The sequence below is a fragment of the Variovorax sp. DAIF25 genome (genome assembly GCF_050711835.1).
Classification (GTDB): Bacteria; Pseudomonadota; Gammaproteobacteria; order Burkholderiales; family Burkholderiaceae_C; genus Variovorax.
Genome location: NZ_CP136636.1, coordinates 3,618,440 through 3,641,300, shown reverse-complemented (window position 1 = coordinate 3,641,300; position 22,861 = coordinate 3,618,440). Strand labels below are relative to the sequence as shown.

Below are 22,861 nucleotides of genomic sequence, written 5' to 3'. Positions count from 1 at the left end.
GGCCTCGTCAACCGAGGCTCGAGCGCTTGCAGTTGAACACCGTGCCGCTGTCCGCCGCGCGCAGCATGGGCACCTTGCCCACGAAGCTCAGCGTGGCGCTGGTCAGCCGCCATTCGCCGGCCTTGAACAGCTTGAACAGCGTGGTGGTCTCCACCTCGGAGGTCGGGATCGAATTGAACACGTAGACCGGATCGCCGGACGATTCGTCCATGCCGACCAGGTCCGCGCGCATCTTGCCCAGCGTCTCGGTCTCGCGCGTCTTCGATCGCACCACGTCGAGATTGACCGTGCGCGAGAACTCGTCGATCGCGATCCTGCGTACCGCGTTGAACGGCGCATTGCCCGCGGCCGGCCCCGGCGTGCAGACGATGGTGGCGGCCGATGCGGCCGTGCAGGAGGCCGCCAGTGCCAGCAGCAGGCAGGCCGGGCGGCTTCTTCGGGTGGTCATGGATCGTCCCTGGTCTGTGGTTCCGGAGGTGGACCACTGTAGCGCGCGGCCATACCCCCGATCTTCGTGCGCCCGCGTCGCTCGCACCCCTGCCGACTACAACGATCTTCGTAACTTCCATTCGACGACATCTTCTGACCCAATCGCTCTCCACCAATGCGCAAGCCATTGGCCGCGCGATGCCATCCCGCATCGGCGAGCACAAGCAGGATGCCCCGCGCATCCGCAGCACGAGGAGATTCAGCATGCAGGTTCATCGGATGTTCCGCCGATTCACGTTGGCCCTGGCCGCCGCATTCGTGCTCGGCCTCGCCGCCTGTGGCGGGGGTGGAGGCGGCGGCGGTGGTGGGCTGCCGCTGCTTCCGCCGGTGGCCGGTGAACCGCCGCCCCCGCCGCCGCCGTCCAGCACGATCCGAGTGATCAATGCCACGCTGAAGTCCAACGCGAACGGCGACACCTATCCGATCCAGATCTACCTGCCTGCCGCCTACGATGGCGGGACATCGACCTATCCCGCGATGTACCTGACGGACGGCGATGCCAAATTCAATTTCGGCACGTCGCGCTTCCAGAACTTCGTCGACATCCTCGAGCAGCAGGGCAAGAAGGCCATCGTCGTCGGCATCGGCGGCACCGCGCACCGCAACACCGACTACCTGCCGCCCGGCTCCACGGCGTATCACGACTTCGTCACGCGCGAACTCGTGCCGTACGTCGAATCGAACTACCGCGCCAACTCGGCCAGGCGCATGCTCTCGGGCCTGTCGAACGGCGGCATCTTCGTCGCGAGCGCCTTCTTCATGGAGGGTACGGGCCAATTCACCTTCCAGTACTTCTTCTCCTCCGAAGCGCCCTTCAACGGCCCCCTGGCCGCGCCGATGGATCAGCTCGAGAAGCAGATGTACGCCAGCGCCGGCACCCGCGATGTTCCCGCGACGCTGCTGCTGGCCTACGCCCTCAACAACAGCGGCGGCCCCACGATCACCGCGATGCACGACACCATCGCCAGCCGCAACTACAAGGGCCTGAAGCTGAGCCTGAAGGGGTATGCGGGCGGGCACACGCAGATGGATATCCCTTCGCTCGGGGACATCGCGGCGCGGTTCATCGACTAGCTGCACGCGCTTCGGACCTCGCTCCGCGTGCGCCCTCCTCCTCCTCCCAACGGAGGAGGGATCGAACTCCATGGCAGGCACAGAATCGCGGCCAGCCAGAAGGAGTCATCGATGCTCGAGAACAAGACGCTCGTCACCGCCTGCCTTGCGCGGGTCAGCGCCGGGGCGTGGCCGGAGGTCGAGGGGCATCACCTCGAGGTGCTGCAGACGGCGGGGTTGATTGCGCCGGTGGATACGCCTTCGGTGCGGATTCAGGCGAGGCCGGCGCGGCGGTTTGCTTATCAGTTGACGCCGGCGGGGAAGGAGTTGCTTTGGCCGCGGAAGAGTCGGCCCGCGACGTGAATCGACCCGGTGGTTCCGAGAGCGCCCGGACTTCATCCGCTTGACCATCTGGATCCGGCGGACAAAGGTGGATCCGGCATGCTTATGGGTGTACATCTGGATTCAACCCAGCCATCGAAATCCCCATGAGCATGCACATCTGGAACACGCGAAAACTCAGAGACGATCTGGTCCATGACAGGCTCGATGAAACCGATGGCCTCAAGTACATGCTGGCGGCGGCGCTGCTCTATGTGATCCTGAACTATTCGGCGCTCTGGTTCGGTGGCTACAGAAACTGGACCTTGCTGTTCGAGGCCGCCCTCACCCTCGCCATCAGCTTCGTGGGCACGCACGAAGCATTCGTCGCGAACGGTGCGGCTTCCGGGCGCGACTTCGTTCGTCGCTATTGCGTCATTGCGGTTCCCATCGGATTCAAGGTCCTGGCCCTCAATCTTCTGGTGGCGACGCTCATGCACTTTGGACTGCCGCATGTGCTGACGAACGAAACGTTTCGGGATCCGGCTTTCGTTTATCGCCTGCTCGTGTTCGTCGCGTCGCTTGCCTACACCATCATCTACTTCATGCGAATTGCTCATCACATGCGCAAGGTGGCGGCCGCAACATCGATTCGCGGCGGGGGCGATCGATCTGAATCGTGAAAGGACAGCGCGCGCGTCCATTCATCGAAGTCGACCGCCATGACGTGGACCTGCGGATTCCGGTAGTTGCCTCTGCCAGTCTCTCTTCTGAGAGTAAGCGTCCCGAGAAGTCATGTTGACGTCTTCTGCCGTGGGTGGGTAGCGGTCGCACAATGGTCGCTCTCAAACGGTCTGATACGTGCAAATGCTTGATCTCCACGCCCCACTTGTACCCGGAACATCTGCCGCGGGATTCGAGATTGGGCAATCGCTGTCAAGTGTTGAATCCTTGCTGCATGGTGCAAGCAGGAAGGACCATGTACCGGGCTTTCACCTCGTGGCCGCGCTGGCAGAGAACAAGGGAGCTCTTGTTCTTCGGAACTTTGGCGACCCTGGGGAAACCGCCATATTCTTTGGTTCAGACGTCGTCCGGCTAGTGTTCTCTCCCGGTGGGGTGCTCAGGTGCATTTACGTCTTCGAGGGCTATCTTGGCGCCTACGAAGGAGTGCGGGTCGGTGACATGCTGTCGCTGCTGTCACCGACTATGGAGCTCGACTTCGACGGCGGAGACGAGATGTATTACCGCCTCGATGGCGAGGGCGAGTACATCCCAGGAATCGCGATAGTCGCTGTGGAGGCCGACGTGTCACAGCACGCCTCTACACCGGTCGTCGGTTACTGCGTTCACGACTGGACGATCTTCCGAACCCAAACATGACGGAGAGTTGCCTCCGTCACCACAACTACGCCTTGCCGTGACTAAGCCGCGTCCCAGCGATGTGGCAGGAGTTCCGCTATGTCGCGCGCCCGATGCGTTGGCAATCGCGTCATGACGTCCTTGAGGTAGGCGTAGGGGTCGTGGCCGTTGAGTTTGGCGGTCTGGATGAGGCTCATGATGGCGGCGGACCGCTGCCCGGCACGAAGGCTTCCGGCGAACAGCCAGTTGTTGCGGCCTACGGCGATCGGCCGGATCTGGTTCTCCACCCAGTTGTTGTCTGCAGGCAAGTTGCCGTCGTCCAGGTAGCGCGTCAGCGCGGCCCAGCGCTTCAGGCTGTAGTTCAGTGCTTTGGCTGTCCCTGAACCTTCTGGAACCTTGAGCCGCTGCGCGATCATCCAGGCATGCAGCGCCTCGGCGATCGGTCGACCCCGCGCTTGGCGTATCCGACGCCGCTCATCGGGGTCCAAGTGTTTCACCTCACGCTCGATCTCGTAGAGCCGAGTGAAGTACTGGATTCCGGCCTCGGCGATCTGGCTCTTGTTGGCTGTGTGCAGCTCGACGAACTTGCGCCGCGCATGGGCCAGGCAGCCAGCTTCGACAACGCCCTTGGCCAGCAGGGCCTTGTAGCCGGAGTAGTCATCACAGACCAGCGCGCCGCGCCAGCCGCCCAGGAAGTTCTGCGCATGCTGGCCAGCCCGGCTGTCGGCGAAGTCGTAAACCACCGCCTTCATGTCTTCGAAGGCGCCGGGCGTGTAGGCCCACAGATACGCACGGTGAGTCTTGCCGGTGCCGGGCTTGAGCATCGCTACCGGTGTCTCGTCGGAATGCAGAACGCGGTGAGCGAGGATCGCTTCCTTGAGTGCGTCCACCAGCGGTTGCAGGCGCACACCACAGGCGCCGACCCAGGCTCCGAGCGTTGAGCGAGGGATGGCCAGGCCAGCGCGCCCGAAGATCGCTTCCTGCCTGTACAGCGGCAGATGGTCAGCGTACTTGGCGACCATCACCTGTGCCAGGAGGCCGGCTGTCGGGATGCCCTTGTCGATCACCTGTGCGGGCACCGGCGCCTGGATCAGCGTCTGGCACTTCGCGCAGGCCCACTTACCTCGAACATGCCGCTCGACGGTGAACACGCCGGGAACGTAGTCGAGCTTCTCGGCCACGTCCTCACCGAAGCGCTTGAGGGCGCAGCCGCATGCACAAGTAGTCGACTCGGGTTCGTGGTGAATGTCGACGCGCGGCAGGTCTGCCGGCAGCGCCGTGCGACGCGGCTGCTGCTTGTCCTCAGTCTTGGGTGGCGGGCGGAGCTGCTTCAGCTCCTCTTCAATGGCGGCCAGGTCGGCATCGAGCGTCTCATCCAGAAGGCTGGCCTGCGCCGCGTCGAGCTTCTCGCTGCTCTTGCCGAAGCGCAGGCGCTTGTACTGCGCGAGTTCGTGGGTCAGCTGATCGACCTTGGCGGTCTTGAACGTGACCTCGCGCGTGAGCGTCTCGATCGAGCGGTCCTTGGCCTCAAGCTGGCTTTGCTGCTTTGTGCGGTCCTTGATGAGCCGGAGGGTCACCTCGCGCAGTTGCTCTGCGTTGAGGCCCTTCAGTTGTTCGGCATCCACCATGAGCACGTATGGTGCTGACCGAGCGCACGAATGTCATCGGCGTTTGCAGCAATTGCACCGCCGCCTGCGATCACACCACGGTGATGACGCCCGCTGCACCGACACGCTGCCAGGGCAGTCCAAGCACGAGTGCGTCAAGCTGCTCACGCGTCATAGCCATCTGCGTGCCCAGACTTGCGTTAGCCCAGAGGAAGCGGCCGTGGTGCAGCCGACGGGCACACAGCCAGATGCCGATGCCGTCGTGGACGAGGACCTTCATGCGGTTGGCCCGCCGATTGGCGAACAGGTACGCATGGTTCGGATGTGCGGCACCGAACACCTTCACGACACGCGCCAGCGCCGTCTCGGTGCCAGCACGCATGTCGATCGGCTCGGTGGCCAGCCACACCGCATCGATGCGGATCAACGCAGCCACTCGCGCAGCCAGGCTGCGCACGACGAGGCCGACTCCACTGGCCAGTGCACCACCGCAGTGGCGCTGCCTCTCTTAAGCTCGATGCGGATGTCGCGAATCGGCCTCTCGGCTTCGGGCTGCACATCGAGCGCGACAAAGGCTGGCGCCGGCAACTTGGGAACCTCAAGCGCCTTCGGCGCCGCTGCCTTGCGATCGTCGGCGCGCCACCTGTGCACCACGTTCGCGTTCAGGTTGTACAGCCTCGCGATCGCCGCAGCAGACGCATCCGGTTGGCGGCATGCCTCCAGAACCTCCGCCTTGAATCTCGCGCTGTGCTTGCGACGGGTGGCCCGCTTAACCACCCCATCTATTGCGTCCACATCATTCATCGCGGACACGATGCCTGCCGACTCTCAGGCTATCAAGATGACTTCACTGCGTGCTTACTTCTGAGAATCACGGAGAGCAGCCGCAACGCCGGCTGCACTTTTTCCAGCCAACCTGGAGTGAGGGGAAGGAGCTCAAGGGCTGACGCTCCCAAGCATAGAGCCGCCAACGGATACACCCTACGGTGTGCAAGGCACAGGCTGGGAGTGAACATGCCGCATGCGTAAAGTCGGCTGCGGGTCGCATCAAACACAGCCGAGAGCCACCATGCGGCCGCCTCCTCCCATCGTGCGGAACCATGTCATCTGGACGACTGTCGTCATACGATGAAGGGCGCGCGCCGCGACACGGCAACGGCCCTCTTCATCGTGCAGATGACTGGCCCGCGCCCGCCGACTCCGGACGCGCGACGCGCCGTTCAGGGCTTCTTCGGCGCCTCGGCAGGCTCCGTGGTCGCGAGACCACTGAGCTTCTGCGGGATCGGCACCACGATCAGCTTCAGGTTGCCGAGGATCACCAGGTTGTTGCCGTCCGGCGTGACGCGCATGACAGGGTGCAGGCAGAAGTAGGGGTAGTCTGAACTCAGGCAGCCGGGCGCATCAGCCAGGGCGAACCTTCCCACCTTCGGCAGCGTGAGTTGCGTGCCGGCCTTGGCACTCGTGTCGTAGACCTCGATCACCGCTGCGCCCGACTCTTCCGGACCGACTGCGTAGCTCAACTGGTAGAGCCGGCGACCGTCGGGCGAGATCTGGACGGCCTTCGTACCATCGACCGGCTGGGGGACCGACCCCACGGTTCCGAAATCCCGGTCATACACCGTGGTGCCAACATGTAGGAAACGGTCGCCATTGGTGCTCAGGCTCGTATTCCAATAGAAGAAGTCATTGATGGGCATTGTCCGGAAGATGCCGTCGGACGTATCCATATAGAGCATCGGCGGAGTTGGTGACATGCTAGCCGACTGCGTCAACATCATGCGGGAACCGTCGCCTGAAACAGCAAAGAAGGGGCCGCCATAACAACTGTCACAAGCCGGCGAGGCGCCGAACTGCAGAGTCCGGGTGTCGAAGTAGCCCAAACCATGCCAATCGTAGCCGCTGCGGCTGGGCATCCAAAGCTTGCCGTCGTTGGTGAAGGCGATACCGGTTTCGGTCATGGATCCCTGCGAGCCAATACCGTCGGCAGAGAGATGAGTACTCTTGATGCTGAAGTTTGAGGGATCGATCAGGGTGACCTGGTTGCTGGAATCCGTGGTCGCCAGCACGCTGGCATCGGTGGAGAGTGCAACGTCGTAAAGGCCAGGTACAGACAGCGTCGAGCCGGACCAGGTCGAGCCCGTCAACCGGAAGCGCGCAACGGCACTAATGCCAGGCCCCACGAAAGGAGTCGGGTAGGAAGCGTAGACGGCATTGCGTACGGCATCGTAGGCAACTGTGCGCGGAACACCATACGCGCTGGTATCCAGTGCGGCGTACGGCAGCGTCACTGTCAGCGTGTACTCGATGGTCCAGGGCGAGCCCGCATAGACCACTTTGCAATCCGCATCGGCGCACGCGCGCAAGGTGAAGGATCCCTTGTAGACACCGGGGTTCAAGCCAGCTTTCGGCTTGACGACAATGCGCGCCTTCAGGCCATCGAGGGTCGCATCGACAGCGCCGATGTGGGGATCAACCCCGCCGTCCGGAGTTGCCGCCTTGATGAACAGGGCTGCCGTCGACTTGCGCTCGATAACCGCATGCAGGACGACCCCGCCAGGACTTGCAGTGCCAAGTTCGTACGCCATCTTCAGCGTCTGGGTGTCGAAGGTGAGCTTCACGCTGTCATCGACGCTGGTAGGCGTTTCGGTGGACGGCGAGGTAGGGGTTGTCGGAGTCGACGTAGGCGTTTGCGGCGTCGCGCCACCAATGGGCAGCACCAAGCCGCCTCCTCCTCCTCCTCCTCCGCCACCGCCGCATGCCGACACCAACGCGGCCACGGCAAGCGCGACCGACGCAAGACTCCTCGCTCCATTCATCGAATCTCTCCTCGTGTTATGTAGTCCAAATCTTACACGGGGAGAGCAGCAGCATATGGAGATTTCCAACGTGCGAGCGCGAGACTCGTAGCAGCTGTTGCATAGCCCGCACGTCCCCTCCAACTGGTGGATAGCCAAGCCAGCAACGATGGGGCACAGGCGTTCGATGGCGTCTCACGCCATGCAGCGATGAGATGAAACAAGAGACTGCACAAAGGAAAAAGGTCAGCGAGCAAATGCTGGCTGACCCTTTTGGGATTGGTAGGACGTACTGGATTCGAACCAGTGACCAACGGATTAAAAGTCCGCTGCTCTACCAACTGAGCTAACGTCCCGAATTCGGTTTCCCCCGGAAGGGAGTTCCTCGTTCTTGTTCTTCTTGGTGCTTCGCCGCTGTGTCAAACGCGGCAAAGCCCGAGATTATAGCGTGGTATTTGCAGCCACCCGATCGAGAACCCACCCCGCCGCGCACTGGCCGAAGGTCGCGGTCACGCTCACCACCGATCCGTAGCCATGGCAGTTGAGCGAACCGTCGCCGCTCTCGATGGCGCACGAAGCATCGGGCGGGGCCACGCTCTCGCGGCTGAAGACACAGGTCACGCCGATCTTGCGGCCTTCGCGCGGTGCGCCGTGCGACTTGCGCAGGCGTTGCCGCAGTTGCGCGAGCAGCGGGTCGTGCGTGACCTGCGAGAGGTCGTCGATGTCGACCTTGTGGGCGAGCCGCTTGCCGCCCGCCGCGCCGACGGTGACGAAGTCGATGCCGCGTGCGACGCCGCGGGCCCAGGCGGCCATCGCGAGCTTGGCCTTCACCTGGTCGCAGGCATCGATGACGGCATGCACGGGGCCGTTGGCGGCCTGCGCGGCTTCGAGCAGCGCGGGCCAGTTGTCGGGCTCGACGAACTCGTCGATCGGCAGCACGCGGCACTCGGCATTGATCTGCGCGATGCGCTCGCGCATGGCCTCGACCTTGGCCTGGCCCACGGTGCTGTCGAGCGCGTGGATCTGGCGATTGATGTTCGACTCGGACACGTGGTCGAGATCGATCAGCGTGAGCCGCCCCACCCCGCTGCGCGCCAGCGCCTCGACGGCCCACGATCCGACGCCGCCGATGCCCACGACGAGCACGTGCGCGTTGCGGATGCGCGCGGCGCCGCTCACGCCGTACAGGCGCTCGAGGCCGCCGAAGCGGCGCGCGAAATTGGGTGCCATGGCTTCGTCGCCAGACGCGACAAAACCGGCGGCTGCCTCGGGGGCAGTCGCCGGTTCGGTCGTGGAGACAGGCTCGTGAACGGCGCTCAAGCGGAGGGCTCCGCCGGCACTAGCGCAGGCGCGAGAGACGCTCGCGGCCGGCCTGTGCGGCTTCCGATTGCGGGTAGGCCTTGGTCAGGTCTTCCAGCGTGCGGCGCGCGGCGCGCGTGTCCTTGAGCTCGATCTGGCAGTTCGCGATCGACAGCACGGCCTCGGGGGCCTTGGCATGGTCGGGCGCGAGCGAGAGCATCGAACGGAAGTTGGCGATGGCCTCGTTGTAGTTGCGCGTGGCGTACTGGGCGTTGCCGAGCCAGAACAGGGCCGAAGCGTTGTAGCCGCTTTGCGGGTAGCGCTTGACGAACTCGGCGAAGGCCGTCTGGGCCTGGGCGAACTGGCCGGCGCGGAACACGCCGAGCGCGGCTTCGAAGTCGGCCTTCTCGCGCGGATCGGCATTGAACTCGCGGCCATCGACCGTGACCTTCGAGGGCTCGTTCTGCTTGAGCCGGTCGTCGATGGTGGTCTGCTTGGACTGCAGGTCGCTCACGGCGCGCGTGAGCTGTTCGTTCTGGCCGGTCATGCGCGCCAGGTCGCCGCGCATCTGCTCGATCTGCGTCTGCAGGTCGAGCAGGCTGCGCCGCAACTGGCCGTTCTCGTCGGTCAGGCGCTGATCGGTCTGCTGGCGCACGGCCTCCACGCGCTGGCGCAGGTCGAGGATGGCCTTGCGGGCCTCGTCATCCTCGAACAGCGCGGCCTGCGATCCGGCCGAGGCGCACAACAGGGCGGCCGCCAGGGCCGCGCCACGCCACATTGCGCGTTGGGCGGGTCGCATCACCGGGTGTAGCGGATTTCGGCGCGACGGTTCTGCGCCCAGACTTCTTCACCCGCGCCGGTCACGGCGGGCTTTTCCTTGCCGAAGCTCACGGCTTCGATCTGGCTGTCGTTCACGCCCAGCAGCGTGAGCGCGCGGCGCACGGCTTCCGAACGCTTCTGGCCCAGCGCGAGGTTGTACTCGCGGCCGCCGCGCTCGTCGGTGTGGCCTTCGATCGAGATGCGGCGCTGTGCGTTGGCCTTGAGGAAGCGGGCATGGCCGTCGATCAGCGACTGGAACTCGGGCTTGACCGTGTAGCTGTCGTAGTCGAAAAACACGATGCGCTCGACGCCCACCGGGCCTTGCGCGGTGCCGGCGTTGGGATCGATCGTGACGGGCGCCACGGAAGTGGTCGCGCCCTGGTTGCCGGCGCCACCGGTGGTGCCGGTGCGGTCGGTCACGGGCGTTTCGTTGAGCTTGGTGCCCGACGAGCAGCCTGCGATCAGCGCCACGATGGCCAGCGAATAAATCGTACGTTTCAACATTTCGAACTCCTCAGATAAACCTAATCATTGCTTTTGAAACGGACCCCAGTCCGGTTCCCTGATGTCTCCTGCCTGACCCGCCAGCCGTGCCTTTATTTTTCCGTCCAGCGTGGTCGTCATGAGGGCTTCGCGACCTTGCAGTTGCGTGGCGTAGACGATCAGCTTGCTATTGGGGGCAAAACTCGGACTCTCGTCCGCCGAGGTGTCGGTGATGGCGGTGACATTGCCGCTGGCCAACTCCATCACATGGAGTTTGAAGGCCCCTCCCACGCGGGAGATGTAGGCCAACCACCGGCCGTCGGCGCTGACGGAAGGAGAAATGTTGTAGGTACCGCTGAAGGTGACCCGGGTCGGGTTGCCGCCGTTGGCACCCATCTTGTAGATCTGCGGCGCGCCGCCGCGGTCGCTCACGAAATAGATGGTGCTGCCATCGGCCGAGTAGACCGGTTCGGTGTCGATGCTCGCACTCTGGGTCAGCCGGCGCGGCTCGCCGCCGCTGGCCGGGATGGTGTAGAGCTGCGAGCCGCCGTCGCGGCTCAGCGTGACGGCGAGCGTGCTGCCGTCGGGCGCCCAGGCCGGCGCGCTGTTGGAGCCACGGAAGTTGGCGACCAGCCGGCGCTGGCCGCTGGCCACGTTGTGCACGTAGACCACGGGCTTGCGCGACTCGAAGGACACGTAGGCCAGTTGCTGGCCGTTGGACGACCAGACCGGCGAGATGATCGGCTCGGGGCTGGCCAGCGCGGCCTGCGCGTTCTCGCCGTCGGCATCGGCCACCCACAGCGAGTAGCGGCTGCCGCCCTTGGTCACGTAGGCGATGCGGGTCGAGAAGATGCCCTTGTCGCCCGTGAGCTTCTCGTAGACGTAGTCGGCGATGCGGTGCGAGGCGAGCCGCAGATCGCCCTGGGGAACGATGTAGCTCTGGCCGCCGAGATCGCCACCGTTCGGTCCGCGCACCACGTCCCAGAGACGGAAGCGCACGTCGTAGCGGCCGTCGGCCAGGCGCGTGACGCTGCCGACCACGAGCGAGTCGGCGGTGCGCTGGCGCCAGACGGAGAAATCAGGACGCGAGCCCTCGTCGAGCGCCTGGCCCGAGGCATCGACGCCGCGGAACTGGCCGCTGCGCTCGAGGTCGGCCTGGACGATCTCGGAGATCTTCTGCGGCGAGGAATCCTGGCCGCGGAACGGCACGAGCGCGATGGGCAACTGGGTCAGCCCCACGCCCGACACCTCGACCTTGAACTGGGCGAGTGCGGGCAAAACGGGAGAGGCAGCCAGGGCCGCAATGACCGTGCGGCGACCCAAAAGCGATGAAGAAGGAGTTGGAGAGAGGGCTTGCAACGGCTTGTTCATGCGGTTTCGGAGAGATCTCGGGTTGAAAAAGTTTCTCCCCTTGTAACGGGGCCACATGGTACACATTGCTTTGATGGCGCCATTGCAAAACGTTCCATGCGGGGCCGGGTCCTACATTCAAAATGCTTCAGGAAAGCGGTCCGAAGCACCGGCCCGGGCGGCTGAAAGGGTGTTCCGACCCGCCCCGTAGAATCCGCCGCCATGCAGACACCCCCCGGCAGCGAAGCCGCACGCCCTCCCCTGATGCGCCGGCTGGCGCGGCTCATGACCTGGTTCGGCGGCTCGCGCCAGTGGTGGGCGCTGGGACTGAGCGGCGCGATGCTGGCCGCCATCACCGAGCCGCTGATGGCTGCCCTCCTCAAGCCGCTGCTCGACCGCGGCTTCACGCGCGGCGAAATGCCGCTGTGGTTCGTGCCGGCGGCCGTGCTGCTGCTGTTCGCGGTGCGCGGCATCGCCCAGTTCATCTCGCAGTACGCGCTCTCGCGCATCGCCAACGAAGGCATGCAGCGGCTGCGCAAGGTGCTGTTCGACCGGCTGCTGGGCGCCGAACTCGCGCTGTTCGCGCGCCAGTCGGCCAGCACGCTGTCGAACACCGTGGTCTATGAAGTGCAGACCGGCGCGATGCTGCTGGTGCAGGCGCTGCTGGGGCTGTCGCGCGACGGCTTCACGCTGGTGGCGCTGCTGGGCTACCTGGTCTACCTGAACTGGAAGCTCACGCTGATCGTGGCCTTCCTGGTGCCGAGCATCTCCTGGATCATGAAGGTGTTCTCCAAGCGCCTCTACAAGCTGACGCAGCAGGGCCAGCAGGCCACCGACGAGCTGGCCTACGTGGTGGAAGAGAACGTGCTGGCCCACCGCATGGTGCGCCTTCATGGCGCCGAAACGGCCCAGGCCAAGCGCTTCGAGCAGCTGAGCCAGAAGCTCAACCGGCTGGCCGTGAAGTCCACCATCGCCCAGGCCGCGACCACCCCGCTCACGCAGATGATGGCCTCGCTGGCGCTGTCGGTGGTGGTGATGATCGCGCTCTGGCAGAGCGGCAAGCAGGGCTTCACCGTCGGCGGTTTCGTCGCCTACATCACGGCGATGCTGATGCTGATCGCGCCGATCCGGCGGCTGGCCGAAGTGGCCGGCCCGATCACCCGCGGCCTGGCCGCCCTCGAACGCGGCCTGGCGCTGGTCGACGAGGTGCCGACCGAGCCGCAGGGCAGCTTCGGCATGGCGCATGCGCAGGGCCGCATCGAGTTCCGCAACACGCGCGTGAACTACCGCGGCGACGACGAGCGCCCCGCCCTCGACGGCGTGAGCATCGCCATCGAGCCGGGCCAGAACGTGGCCTTCGTCGGCCCCTCGGGCTCTGGCAAGACCACGCTGATGAACCTGCTGCCGCGCTTCGTGCTGCCCAGCGGCGGCCAGGTGCTGCTCGACGGCCACGACATCTCGGAATGGGAGCTCAAGAGCCTGCGCTCGCAGTTCGCCATGGTGAGCCAGGACGTGGTGATGCTCAACGACACCCTGGCGGCCAACGTTGCGCTGGGCGCCGATGCCGAGATCGACCGCGACCGCGTGCTGGCCTGCATCGCGGCCGCCAACCTCAGCAGCCACGTCGAGGGCCTGCCCCAGGGCATCGACACCGTGCTGGGCCACAACGCGACCCAGCTCTCGGGCGGCCAGCGCCAGCGCCTCGCGATCGCGCGCGCGCTCTACAAGGACGCGCCGGTGCTGCTGCTCGACGAGGCCACCTCGGCCCTCGACACCGAATCCGAGCGCCTGGTGCAGGACGCCCTGCAGCGCCTGATGCAGAACCGCACCACGCTGATCGTGGCGCACCGCCTGTCGACCATCCAGCATGCCGACCGCATCATCGTGATGGAACAGGGCCGCGTGGCCGAGCAGGGGTCGCACGCGCAGCTGATGGCGCTCGACGGCCTCTATGCGCGGCTGCAGACGAACGCGGTGCGCAGCGCCGCCGCAGGTCAGGACCCGACGCTCTGATCCCTGCCGCCGGGCGACGGCGGCCTTGAAGCGCCCTCCGCCACCAGCACGCCCGCCGAGAGGATGAACTCGGCCGCGCTGCGGATGTCGCCCTCGAGCGCGGCCCGGGCCTTGGCACCGTCGCGCCGCTTCAGCGCCGCGAGCAGCGCCGCATGGTGCGCCACCGCCACCTTCTCGCCCACGCGGCGCGAGCCGGCGCGCAGGTCGTAGTTGAGGATCGGCCCGATGCGCAGCCACAGCGCCTCGATCATCTGCAGCAGCATCGGCATGTCGGCCGCGGCATAGACCGCGAAGTGGAATTCCTTGTTGAAGGTGACCAGCCTCGAGCCGTCGGGACTCGCCGCCTTCATCTCGGCGACGAAGGCATCGTGGCGCTCGGCGATCTCGCGCAGCGCCACCGTGCCGACCGCCGCGGCCGCGGCCTCGGTCGCCAGCCCCTCGAGGTTGGTGCGGATCACCGTGATCTCCTTGAACTGCGCGGCCGTCATGCGCGGCACGCGCAGGGTGCGGCTGGGCGTCAGCTCGAGGGCCTGCTCGGCCACCAGCCGCTGCATCGCCTCGCGCACCGGCATCACGCTCACGCCCAACGCCGCGGCGGCGCTGCGCAGCGAGATCTGCTCGCCCGGCATCATCTGCCCGCTCATCACCAGGTCGCGCAACTGGTCGTAGACGTTGGCGCTGAGCGTCTGGCGCTTGAGCGGGGTGACGAGATCGGAGAGCTCCATGCCGGGGAGTATACGTTTCGGGGTATACCCTATGCGATATCTGTGATCACAGATCTACGATGCCGACCATTCCCTGTCACACCCCAAGGAGCTATTCAGAATGTGGAACGGCAATTCCCTCGCCGGCCAGCGCGTGCTCGTCACCGCCGGCGCCAGCGGCATCGGACTCGACATCGTGCGTGCCTTCGCCGCCGCCGGCGCCCGCGTCTTCGTCTGCGACGTGCAGGCCGAGAGCCTGGACCGGCTGTCGACCGAGCTGCCCGAGGTCGGCAGTTGCCTCGCCGACGTCTCGAGCGAAGAACAGGTCGCCCGGCTGTTCGAGGCCGCGGACCGCAAGCTCGGCGGCCTAGACGTGCTGGTCAACAACGCCGGCGTGGCCGGCCCGACCGGCGGCGTCGAGACCCTGTCGCTCGACGACTGGAACCGCACGCTGGCCGTCAACATCACGGGCCAGTTCCTCTGCGCCCGGCTCGCGGTGCCGCGGCTGCGCCAGGGCCGCAATCCCTCGATCGTCAACCTGTCCTCGGCCGCCGGCCACCTCGGCATGCCGGGGCGCTCGCCCTACGCGGCATCGAAGTGGGCCGTGATCGGCTTCACCAAGACGCTCGCACTCGAACTCGGCCCCGACGGCATCCGCGTCAACGCGATCCTGCCGGGCGCGGTCGACGGGCCGCGCATCCGCGCCGTGATCGCCGCCAAGGCCCAGGCGCTCGGCAAGCCCATCGAGGAAGTCACGCGCATCTACACCTCGCAGTCCGCGCTCAACCGCATGGTGACGGCCGGCGACATCGCGAACATGGTGCTGTTCGCCGCCAGCGACCTGGCCGCCAGCGTCACCGGCCAGGAGCTCGTGGTCGACGGCCACACCCAGGCGCTGAGCTGACCCGCCCTCTTCCTCTCTTCCCGACCTCACCCGAATCCCGACCATGGCCACCCGCACCAAAGCCATCATCACCTGCGCCCCCACCGGCGCGATCCACACGCCGAGCATGTCGCCGCACCTGCCGGTGACGGCCGACGAGATCGCCGCCGCCTCGATCGAGGCGGCCCGCGCCGGCGCCGCGATCCTGCATCTGCATGCGCGCGATCCGAAGGACGGCCGCCCCTCGCAGGACCCGGACCTGTTCCGCCCCTTCCTCTCGAAGATCAAGGCCGCCACCGACGCCGTGATCAACATCACCACCGGCGGCAGCCCGCACATGAGCGTCGAGGAACGCATGCGCCCGGCCACCACCTTCAAGCCCGAGCTGGCCTCGCTCAACATGGGCTCGATGAACTTCGGCCTGTTCCCGATGCTCGATCGCTTCAAGTCCTTCGAGCACGACTGGGAGCGCGAGCACCTCGAGAACAGCCGCAACCTGATCTTCAAGAACACCTTCGCCGACATCGAGAACATCCTGCGCCTGGGCGAAGCCAACGGCACGCGCTTCGAGTTCGAGTGCTACGACGTCAGCCACCTCAACAACCTGCGCCACTTCATGGACCGCGGCCTGGTGCGCGCGCCGGTGTTCGTGCAGACGGTGTTCGGCATCCTCGGCGGCATCGGCGCCGATCCCGAGGACCTGATGCACATGCACCGCACCGCGGCGCGCCTGTTCGGCGACCGCTTCCAGTGGTCGATCCTCGGCACCGGCCGCAACCAGCTGCCGCTGGCCACCATCGGCGCGGCCATGGGTTCGCACGTGCGCGTCGGCCTCGAGGACTCGCTGTGGATCGGCCCGGGCCGGCTCGCCGCCTCGAGCGCCGAGCAGGTGCTGCGCATCCGCGCCGTGCTCGAGGCGCTGAACATCGACATCGCGACACCCGACGAGGCACGCGAGATCCTCGGCCTCAAGGGCGCGGCCCAGGTCGACTTCTAGCCCTCGCATTCCCATCGTCCGCAGCGCCGCCGCATCGCACGGCGCGCCGCTGCATTCCTTCACCAGAACAAGACTTCAGAGAGAGACACCGATGGCACACACCTCCATCCCCGGCGCCCGTCTCGGGCCCGCGGCCGACACGGCCACCACCGACGAGCAGGCCTCGCTCAATGCGCTGATCTTCCGCAAGCTGATGCCGCTGCTGGTGCTCGCCTACGTGATCTGCTTCATCGACCGCACCAACATCGCGCTCGCCAAGAGCCACATGGCGGTCGACATCGGCATCTCGGCCGCGGCCTACGGCCTGGGCGCGGGCCTGTTCTTCCTGAGCTACGCGCTGCTCGAGGTGCCGAGCAACCTGGTGATGCACCGCGTGGGCGCGCGCTGGTGGATCGCCCGCATCATGATCACCTGGGGCCTGCTGTCGGCCGGCATGGCCTTCGTCACGGGCGAGACCTCGTTCTACGTGATGCGCGTGCTGCTCGGCGCGGCCGAGGCCGGCCTGTTCCCGGGCGTGATGCTCTACCTGAACTACTGGTTCGGCCGCAAGGACCGGGCGCGCGCCACCGGCTACTTCCTGCTCGGCGTGTGCATCGCCAACATACTCAGCGGCCCGGTCGGCGGCGCGCTGCTGCAGATGGACGGCCTGCTGGGCTGGCACGGCTGGCAATGGATGTTCGTGATCGAGGGCCTGCCGGCCGTGGCGCTGGCCTTCGTGGTCTGGCGCAAGCTGCCCGACGGGCCGGCCGATGCGAGCTGGCTCACGCCTGCGCAGGCCCGGGCAATCGAGCAGGGCCTCGCCGCCGAACGCGCCGAGGACGCCGCCCATGGCCAGGTCGGCGAATCGTTCCGTGCCTGCCTGGTCGACAAGCAGATCTGGCTCGCGATCTTCGTCTACTTCTGCCACCAGATCAGCATCTACACGGTGATCTTCTTCCTGCCGAGCATCATCGGCACCTACGGCAAGCTCACGCCGCTGCAGATCGGCGCGCTCAATTCGCTGCCCTGGGTCGCCGCCGCGGTCGGCGCGATCGCGCTGCCGCGGCTCGCGGTCACGCCGCAGCGCGGGCGCCTGCTGCTGCTGATCGGGCTGGTCGCCATGGCCGTGGGGCTGGGCATCGCGGCCTTCGCGAGCCCGGCCGTCGCGCTCGCGGGCTTCTGCCTCACGGGCTCGATGTTCTTCGTGGTGCAGTCGGTGATCTTCCTGTTCGCTTCCTCGCGCCTGGCCGGCGTGGCGCTCGCGGGCGGGCTGGCACTGGTCAACACCTGCGGCCTGCTGGGCGGCTTCATCGGACCGTCGGTGATGGGATGGATCGAGCAGAGCACGGGCAGCACGAAAAACGGCCTGCTCGCGATGGCCGTGCTGCTGGTGCTGGCCGCATTGGCCAGCATCGGGATGCGCCAGGGCCGCGAATCGCGGCGTTGAAGGACCAGGAACTCAGAGCAGCACGATGTCGTATCGTTCTGCTGCAAGAATTTTCTGCTTATCCATCAATAGGTTAGCGGTCTCTTTTGCATCTTGGGTCGCCTTACCCACCCAGCTAGTCACCCACCGTCGGTGCGACGCTATGGAACCAAAAGATCCACGTTGGAAAACTACCTGCATCTTCGATTCTCATCGAAGTTGGCCTCATGTCGAGTACGTGGATTCGGTCGTTGAAGACCGCCTTGCGTCCACTGCTCACCTCTCAAAGCGGTCACACCTCGATCGCAGCGTGCAGCCGCGGCAGGCTGATTCGGTGGAGGCGTAGGCAGGCGAAGTCCGGCCTGTGCGGATCGCCTTGCGTCGCCGATAGACGTCAACCACTTCCGCAGCATCGAGAAGCCGAACTTGATGCGAACGCATCTTGCGATTTCTTCCAAGGATGGAAACGAAGGCGTAGGGCTTGACCGCCTCGCCCGTCTGAACCTCGATGGCGACCCGCTGCGCCGACAATTGAATGATATCCGTCAGATAAGGCCTATCCTGCCGGCGCGTCTTCAGTTCGACGAGCACCAGCGATCCCCCTGGGAGCCGGTACACCCGATCCACCTTCGCGACAAGGCGGATGGGCTCCGCGATGCGAAAGAGCTTCTCCATATAGACCAGCTCGGCATTGGCCAGTTCTTGCGGTCGCGAAGCGCGCTCGCAAGATGTGTGGCGGCGCGTCCATTGCCGCGCCAGCCACAGCGCGAATACCAGACCGGCAAGGACATACACGGCAGACAAAGTCATGACGACCTCCTGTCGCTCAGCGACCTTTCACACCGTGCAACCACGACGCACAGCATGCGGCGCACCCCTGCCACGATCACAGGTGATCGCGCCATGATTCGGCAACCCACTGGGGCCACCCAGTAGTACGCGGCGACCAAGCCTCTCCCCCAGCGCCGTCGCAAGAGCACGGCGTCACGGTATGCACGAAGCACCTGTGTCTCCCGCGCATCCGGGCCGAACACGAAGGTGGCCACAAAACACCGGCGATCCGCCGTTGCCGCCAGGCCCTCCTCCAAGTACCGCTGGTGGGCCGCCTGCCCTCGGGCCATGGCTTGTCGCTGCTCGGGCGTCGCCTGGTCACCATATAGATGTGCAAGCTGCACCCTCTTCTCGCAGAAGCCCATTTCCGCAAGTTCCGTGGCGCTCACCTCATCACGCCGCGCGCATCTGCGTCTTGGCATGGCCACCTCACTCTTCCAGGCTGGGCCCGAACACGTCGTTGGTTACGGTCGCGGACCTCGACGCTTCGCTGGCCGCAGGCGGAGGTACCTGCCTCGCCTCATCCACGGCAAACACACCGTACTGCGCCAGCAGTCCGTCATAGGCCAGCACACGCAGCCGGTTCACGCGCTTGGCCCCTTGCGGAAAGCGCACCAACTCGTCGTACAGGCGCGGGTTGTCAGCACGCGCCAGCTCGAACACCAGCCGTATCGGCTTCGGCTCGTTCTGAGGACGGAGATTCATACAGCCTCCCCTGCCCCACGATCCCGGCCTGGGGCCATGGCGCTGGCGGCATAGTTCTGGCCCGCGATCTGGAAACCTCGCACGTTGGCAAACATGGGTTCCTTGACCTCGTGAATCCGGTGCTTCGGAAACGCCGCCTTCACAGCCTTCTTGAACAGGAAGGCGCCACCGCCCACCAGGATGATGTTCTGCAGGCTCTCCGGGGTCTCGATCCACTGGCGCATCGTGGAGACCGCCTGCTGGGCCACGCTCTCGGCCAGCGGCAGGTGCTTTTTCATGTCATAGGGTTTCTGAAAGATCACGGGGGCTTTGCCGGTGCGTAGCGCCAGATCAATGGCATCGAAATCACGGTACGGTGTGCCGATGTCCTTGGATATCTCGGCCGCCAGCAGGCGCAGTACGTCAGACATACCGCGGTTGATCGAGTGCGATTGCTTTTGCATCAGGCGCATGCCGCGGGTGACCAGCCAGTCGAAGGTGCGCGAGCCGGGGTCGATGACCAGACTCTGCTCGTTGCCGATGGTCTCGATCTTCTGGTGTTCGGCCGCGTAGTGAACGAGCGCGCCCTGCGGTTGGGCCACGGCCATCGCCTTGGCCACCGTCACAGTCTTGCCGCCGCCGACCTGGTGGCTGCCGACCATGGCCTTCTCGAGCGCTGCCTTTTTCAGGGTGAACAGCGCCACCGGCAGCCCGACGATCAGCAGGTCGATATGGGACACCTTCATCATGCTGAGCGCGCCGCGCAGCAGCGCCATGTACTCGGGCGACTCGGTGTACTCGTCATGCAACTGCTTGGCGCGGAAGGTGTCCGCGGCCAAGCCGACATCCGGCCCGACCTCGTAGAACAATGGGCCGACTGGGATGCAGACGGTCTTGCGCCGCTCGCTGGTCGGCCATTGCGGCGTCTCGCCGCTGGATGGATAGGCGATGGAGGGAAAGCTGGCGCAACGGATTTCGGCCTCTGTGACGCCGGTGACGAACTTGGTGTTGCCCGATCCGACATCCACCGCTCTGACGATCAATTCCATGATGGTGCTCCAAGGTGAGGAAACATGACGGCCAGCATCGGCAAGGCGGTGCGGCCACGCCACCCGCAATTCGCACGAAATGACCCGGGTTTCGGGATCAGGTGCCGCCGCCTGTCACCGGAGTGAAGGAACAGTGGCATTGCAATGACGCCAGACCCGGACTCAAGCCGCTGCGAACTGCGTGTGTGTCACCACGGTCTCATCGCACTGGCAGTCGTCAACCCTGGTTGCGCGCCAATCAGGCGCCCTTCGTGCAGATGCCCGGCAAGGGCTTGGGAATCCCGTCCGGGACCAGAGGCAGGACTTTCGCCCGTCAAGCCCGCATGCAGCCTTGCTCTGCGATCTTGCGGGACACTAAATTGCCCCTATCACGCCGTCGCGTGCCCACAAGCGCCACCGGCAAGGCGCTTTCCCATGCCGTCGCATTGCCACGCCGGCATTGACCATCAAGCCCTTTTCGTCATCCACTAGAGGCTCCCGAGGGCCATCCTTGGCCCGCTCCATCGCGGAGCAACAGGCGTCGCAGTCGTTACCTGCCCTTGCAGCCCCGGCCCAGAGCCGGGGTGGCCGTCGCCCCCGAGGCGACCGCTCCGAGGTTTGTTTCGTAGAGCATGTGCCTCGACCTTTGCCAGCCCTTGCGGCTGGGCGCTCACAGAAGCGCGTCGAGGCCGTCGATCTCCCGGCCCGGCACCCGATGCCGGCTCCCGATCCCGCCATCACCCGAGCATGCGTATTTCACGCCGCCAGCGGCTGTGCTTGCCCTCATGGGCTCCCCGCTGGTTTCCGCTCAAACGCCCGACACCGCCCTGGACTTTCGGTCAGGGGTGGACCCATGCGGTCGGATGGCGCTGCGAATTTCAGGATTGATCCACCAGTAGGCGCGAGACCCGATCTCGCCGCCGACGCGGCTGCCTGCCCTTGAGGCAACAGCGCGTCACACCCCTCCGTGGTCGCAGAAATGCGCGGACGGAGCCGGATCACATGTTTTCATTTTTAAGACCGACCGAGCTGGCCCGTGCAAGCGCATGGCTGGCGCAACCCTTGGGTCGGCGGCACGCGGTGTGGTCCCGCGTGCCGCCGTGCTTGCCTGACCACCCGCTCCAGCGGATGACGGAATCCGTCGCTGGGGTTGGACCTCCCGGATTCCTGACAGCGCGCCGTTCGGGCGGCGCGCCGACCCCTCACCTGGAAAGCACGATGACGACACCCTCAACCCGACAGGCCGATTCGGTCAGCCCAGGACGGATCCCCGGCATGGATCGGCTGCGCCCCCAAGCCTGGGCGGGCAAAACGCCCCAGGAAATACTTGCCCGCCTGCGTCCAGGCCATGCCGATCCGCTGCGCGTGCTGGACACCCTGATCGATCTGTTCAACACGCGGCACACGGCACGCGAGAAGACCGTCTCGCACAAGACCCGTGCAGAACGAGCGCGCTTTCTGCGGCGCTTCTTCCTCGACCTCCAGCGCAAGGCCGGCTTCCACACCATGCCCGACCCACGCAACCTGGGACAGAAGCACCTGCATGCGATGGTGCAGGTCTGGCAGCGCGAGCGGCTGGCGCCTGCCACGATCCAGACCTATCTGAGCTTTCTGCGGGGGCTTGCGTCCTGGCTGGGAAAGCCGGGCTTCGTGCGGCCACCGGCTCGTTATGGCCTGAGCCTGGAGGAATACGAGCGCCACGAAGTGGCGCAGCGCGACAAGAGCTGGGGCGCGCATGGCGTCGATGTGGAAACGGTCCTCGCCCAGCTTGCTCAGTTCGATGCGCGGATCGCGGCTTCGATACGGTTGATGGACGCGCTGGCGCTGCGGCGCAAGGAGTCGGTGATGTTCCGTCCCTTGGAGCACGTCGTGCCGTTCGAGCAGACCGGCCTGCCCCTCGAAAGCCGCAAGGCGGATGAGTATGTATGGATCAAGGGCAAGGGCGGGCGCGTGCGCTGGGTGCCGCTGGAGACAGACGGTCAGCGCTCGGCGGTGGCACTGGCACGTTCACTGGTCACGGGCCGCGACGCGCACATGGGCGATCCCGCCCTGAACCTCAAGCGCAACCTGCGCCGGCTCGACTACGCCCTGGAGAAATTCGGCATCACCAAGCGGCAGGCAGGCGTCACGGCCCACGGCCTGCGGCATGGCAATCTGAACGATTTGTATGAATCGCTTTCAGGTGCACCATCGCCCGTGCGCGGCGGCGGCTGTGTGGACGCGAATTCGGATCGGGCTGCGCGACTGGCCGTATCAGAGAGAGCTGGCCATGCCAGGCAAAGAGCCGCTGGAGCCTATATAGGCCAAGCATCGCCGACGCAAAGCGCAGGCCGCAGGCAATCCGCCGACGGGCCGGAAGCCAACCCGCCAGCCTGACGCTTCAGGCGGCGCGCAGATCGGCTTCGGTCTTGCCGCTGGCCAGTGCCTCGGTGAACCACTTGGGCTTGGGGCCGAAGCCCGACCATGCGTGGCCCGCGTCGTCCTTGTACTTGATGCGGCCTGAGGCGCGCAGGGTCTTCGAGCCCTTGGCCTTCGTCACGCTGGTGCGGGCCTTGCGCTTGGCAGCATCCAGTCCCAGGTCGGCGGCGGTGATGCCATAGTAGGCAATGGCTTCCTTCATACGGCCCACCACGCCAGCCTTCTCGTCTTCGCGGAGTTGATCCCGCTCCTTTTGCAACTTGGCGATCTCGGCGTCGATTTCCTGGGTCGTGCGTTTGGAAGATTTGCGAGCCATGGCAGCC

The 22,861-nt window shown here is 65.6% G+C and carries 24 protein-coding genes and 1 tRNA gene; 9 read left to right on the top strand and 16 right to left on the bottom strand.

The window, feature by feature from the left end; translation table 11 throughout:
- Positions 1-7: 7 nt before the first annotated feature.
- Positions 8-448 (bottom strand): hypothetical protein, encoded by a 441-nt coding sequence (locus R0232_RS17005; protein ID WP_296787736.1) that lies wholly within the window; start codon positions 446-448, stop codon positions 8-10.
- Here R0232_RS17005 and R0232_RS17000 point away from each other — a divergent pair.
- The 4 genes from R0232_RS17000 (at position 406) to R0232_RS16985 (ending at position 3,243) form a co-directional block, all read left to right on the top strand.
- A complete protein-coding gene (locus R0232_RS17000) occupies positions 406-1,563 on the top strand; it encodes an alpha/beta hydrolase (protein WP_431512829.1) in 1,158 nt (385 codons plus the stop codon). The genes R0232_RS17005 and R0232_RS17000 overlap by 43 nt on opposite strands.
- Positions 1,564-1,674: 111 nt before the next feature.
- Positions 1,675-1,905, top strand: coding sequence for a hypothetical protein (locus R0232_RS16995; RefSeq protein WP_431512828.1), 231 nt, complete (start codon positions 1,675-1,677; stop codon positions 1,903-1,905).
- Between the two features lie 125 nt (positions 1,906-2,030).
- Positions 2,031-2,546, top strand: coding sequence for a hypothetical protein (locus R0232_RS16990; RefSeq protein ID WP_431512827.1), 516 nt, complete (start codon positions 2,031-2,033; stop codon positions 2,544-2,546).
- A 184-nt stretch (positions 2,547-2,730) separates the two neighbouring features.
- Positions 2,731-3,243, top strand: coding sequence for a hypothetical protein (locus R0232_RS16985; RefSeq protein WP_296779176.1), 513 nt, complete (start codon positions 2,731-2,733; stop codon positions 3,241-3,243).
- Between the two features lie 41 nt (positions 3,244-3,284).
- On the opposite strand, the gene tnpC is transcribed toward R0232_RS16985, so the two are convergent.
- The 9 genes from tnpC to tolB form a co-directional block, all read right to left on the bottom strand.
- Positions 3,285-4,850 carry an IS66 family transposase gene (gene tnpC / locus R0232_RS16980; RefSeq protein ID WP_431512395.1) on the bottom strand — a complete coding sequence of 522 codons (1,566 nt, stop codon included), beginning with the start codon at positions 4,848-4,850 and terminating at the stop codon, positions 3,285-3,287.
- A 70-nt stretch (positions 4,851-4,920) separates the two neighbouring features.
- Complete coding sequence (gene tnpB / locus R0232_RS16975; protein WP_431512396.1) at positions 4,921-5,256, bottom strand: IS66 family insertion sequence element accessory protein TnpB; 336 nt, start codon at positions 5,254-5,256, stop codon at positions 4,921-4,923.
- The gene (locus R0232_RS16970; RefSeq protein WP_431512397.1) at positions 5,253-5,633 is read right to left on the bottom strand and encodes a transposase; all 381 of its coding nucleotides are present in this window, start codon (positions 5,631-5,633) and stop codon (positions 5,253-5,255) included. Before R0232_RS16970 ends, tnpB begins: the two co-directional genes overlap by 4 nt.
- Before the next feature lie 416 nt (positions 5,634-6,049).
- Positions 6,050-7,549, bottom strand: coding sequence for a hypothetical protein (locus R0232_RS16965; RefSeq protein ID WP_431512826.1), 1,500 nt, complete (start codon positions 7,547-7,549; stop codon positions 6,050-6,052).
- A gap of 355 nt (positions 7,550-7,904) precedes the next feature.
- A tRNA-Lys gene (locus R0232_RS16960) sits at positions 7,905-7,980 on the bottom strand.
- Positions 7,981-8,065: 85 nt separating this feature from the next.
- Positions 8,066-8,854: a tRNA threonylcarbamoyladenosine dehydratase gene (locus R0232_RS16955; protein ID WP_431512825.1), complete on the bottom strand. Its 789-nt coding sequence runs from the start codon at positions 8,852-8,854 to the stop codon at positions 8,066-8,068.
- Positions 8,855-8,963: 109 nt separating this feature from the next.
- Positions 8,964-9,722, bottom strand: a complete 759-nt coding sequence (ybgF, locus tag R0232_RS16950; RefSeq protein WP_431512824.1) for a tol-pal system protein YbgF — start codon at positions 9,720-9,722, stop codon at positions 8,964-8,966.
- Positions 9,722-10,246 carry a peptidoglycan-associated lipoprotein Pal gene (pal, locus tag R0232_RS16945; protein WP_093341601.1) on the bottom strand — a complete coding sequence of 175 codons (525 nt, stop codon included), beginning with the start codon at positions 10,244-10,246 and terminating at the stop codon, positions 9,722-9,724. The genes ybgF and pal overlap by 1 nt, the downstream gene beginning before the upstream one ends.
- A 24-nt stretch (positions 10,247-10,270) precedes the next feature.
- Positions 10,271-11,596 carry a Tol-Pal system beta propeller repeat protein TolB gene (gene tolB, locus R0232_RS16940; protein ID WP_172705446.1) on the bottom strand — a complete coding sequence of 442 codons (1,326 nt, stop codon included), beginning with the start codon at positions 11,594-11,596 and terminating at the stop codon, positions 10,271-10,273.
- 201 nt (positions 11,597-11,797) lie between these two features.
- On the opposite strand from tolB, the gene msbA reads away from it, so the two are divergent.
- A complete protein-coding gene (gene msbA / locus R0232_RS16935) occupies positions 11,798-13,588 on the top strand; it encodes a lipid A export permease/ATP-binding protein MsbA (RefSeq protein ID WP_431512823.1) in 1,791 nt (596 codons plus the stop codon).
- Here msbA and R0232_RS16930 read toward each other — a convergent pair.
- Complete coding sequence (locus R0232_RS16930; protein ID WP_208509000.1) at positions 13,570-14,313, bottom strand: GntR family transcriptional regulator; 744 nt, start codon at positions 14,311-14,313, stop codon at positions 13,570-13,572. The two genes, msbA and R0232_RS16930, sit on opposite strands and share 19 nt — an antisense overlap.
- A 100-nt stretch (positions 14,314-14,413) precedes the next feature.
- Here R0232_RS16930 and R0232_RS16925 point away from each other — a divergent pair, with 100 nt between their 5' ends.
- The 3 genes from R0232_RS16925 (at position 14,414) to R0232_RS16915 (ending at position 17,598) form a co-directional block, all read left to right on the top strand.
- Positions 14,414-15,196, top strand: a complete 783-nt coding sequence (locus R0232_RS16925) for an SDR family oxidoreductase (protein WP_431512822.1) — start codon at positions 14,414-14,416, stop codon at positions 15,194-15,196.
- 43 nt (positions 15,197-15,239) lie between these two features.
- The gene (locus tag R0232_RS16920; protein WP_431512821.1) at positions 15,240-16,172 is read left to right on the top strand and encodes a 3-keto-5-aminohexanoate cleavage protein; all 933 of its coding nucleotides are present in this window, start codon (positions 15,240-15,242) and stop codon (positions 16,170-16,172) included.
- A gap of 91 nt (positions 16,173-16,263) precedes the next feature.
- The gene (locus R0232_RS16915) at positions 16,264-17,598 is read left to right on the top strand and encodes an MFS transporter (RefSeq protein ID WP_431512820.1); all 1,335 of its coding nucleotides are present in this window, start codon (positions 16,264-16,266) and stop codon (positions 17,596-17,598) included.
- A gap of 255 nt (positions 17,599-17,853) precedes the next feature.
- Here the strand turns inward: R0232_RS16915 and R0232_RS16910 are convergent, their stop codons facing one another.
- From R0232_RS16910 to R0232_RS16895, 4 genes are all read right to left on the bottom strand, one after another.
- Positions 17,854-18,387, bottom strand: a complete 534-nt coding sequence (locus R0232_RS16910; RefSeq protein WP_060987120.1) for a PD-(D/E)XK nuclease family protein — start codon at positions 18,385-18,387, stop codon at positions 17,854-17,856.
- Complete coding sequence (locus R0232_RS16905) at positions 18,384-18,698, bottom strand: CFI-box-CTERM domain-containing protein (protein WP_296338134.1); 315 nt, start codon at positions 18,696-18,698, stop codon at positions 18,384-18,386. The genes R0232_RS16910 and R0232_RS16905 overlap by 4 nt, the downstream gene beginning before the upstream one ends.
- Before the next feature lie 139 nt (positions 18,699-18,837).
- Complete coding sequence (locus R0232_RS16900) at positions 18,838-19,113, bottom strand: hypothetical protein (protein ID WP_067512833.1); 276 nt, start codon at positions 19,111-19,113, stop codon at positions 18,838-18,840.
- A complete protein-coding gene (locus R0232_RS16895; RefSeq protein WP_060987122.1) occupies positions 19,110-20,141 on the bottom strand; it encodes a PRTRC system protein D in 1,032 nt (343 codons plus the stop codon). Before R0232_RS16895 ends, R0232_RS16900 begins: the two co-directional genes overlap by 4 nt.
- 1,197 nt (positions 20,142-21,338) lie before the next feature.
- Between R0232_RS16895 and R0232_RS16890 the strand changes: the two genes are divergently transcribed.
- The gene (locus tag R0232_RS16890; RefSeq protein ID WP_431512819.1) at positions 21,339-22,496 is read left to right on the top strand and encodes a phage integrase N-terminal domain-containing protein; all 1,158 of its coding nucleotides are present in this window, start codon (positions 21,339-21,341) and stop codon (positions 22,494-22,496) included.
- A 4-nt stretch (positions 22,497-22,500) separates the two neighbouring features.
- Here the strand turns inward: R0232_RS16890 and R0232_RS16885 are convergent, their stop codons facing one another.
- Positions 22,501-22,854 (bottom strand): H-NS family nucleoid-associated regulatory protein, encoded by a 354-nt coding sequence (locus R0232_RS16885; RefSeq protein ID WP_060987124.1) that lies wholly within the window; start codon positions 22,852-22,854, stop codon positions 22,501-22,503.
- Between the last annotated feature and the right edge of the window lie 7 nt (positions 22,855-22,861).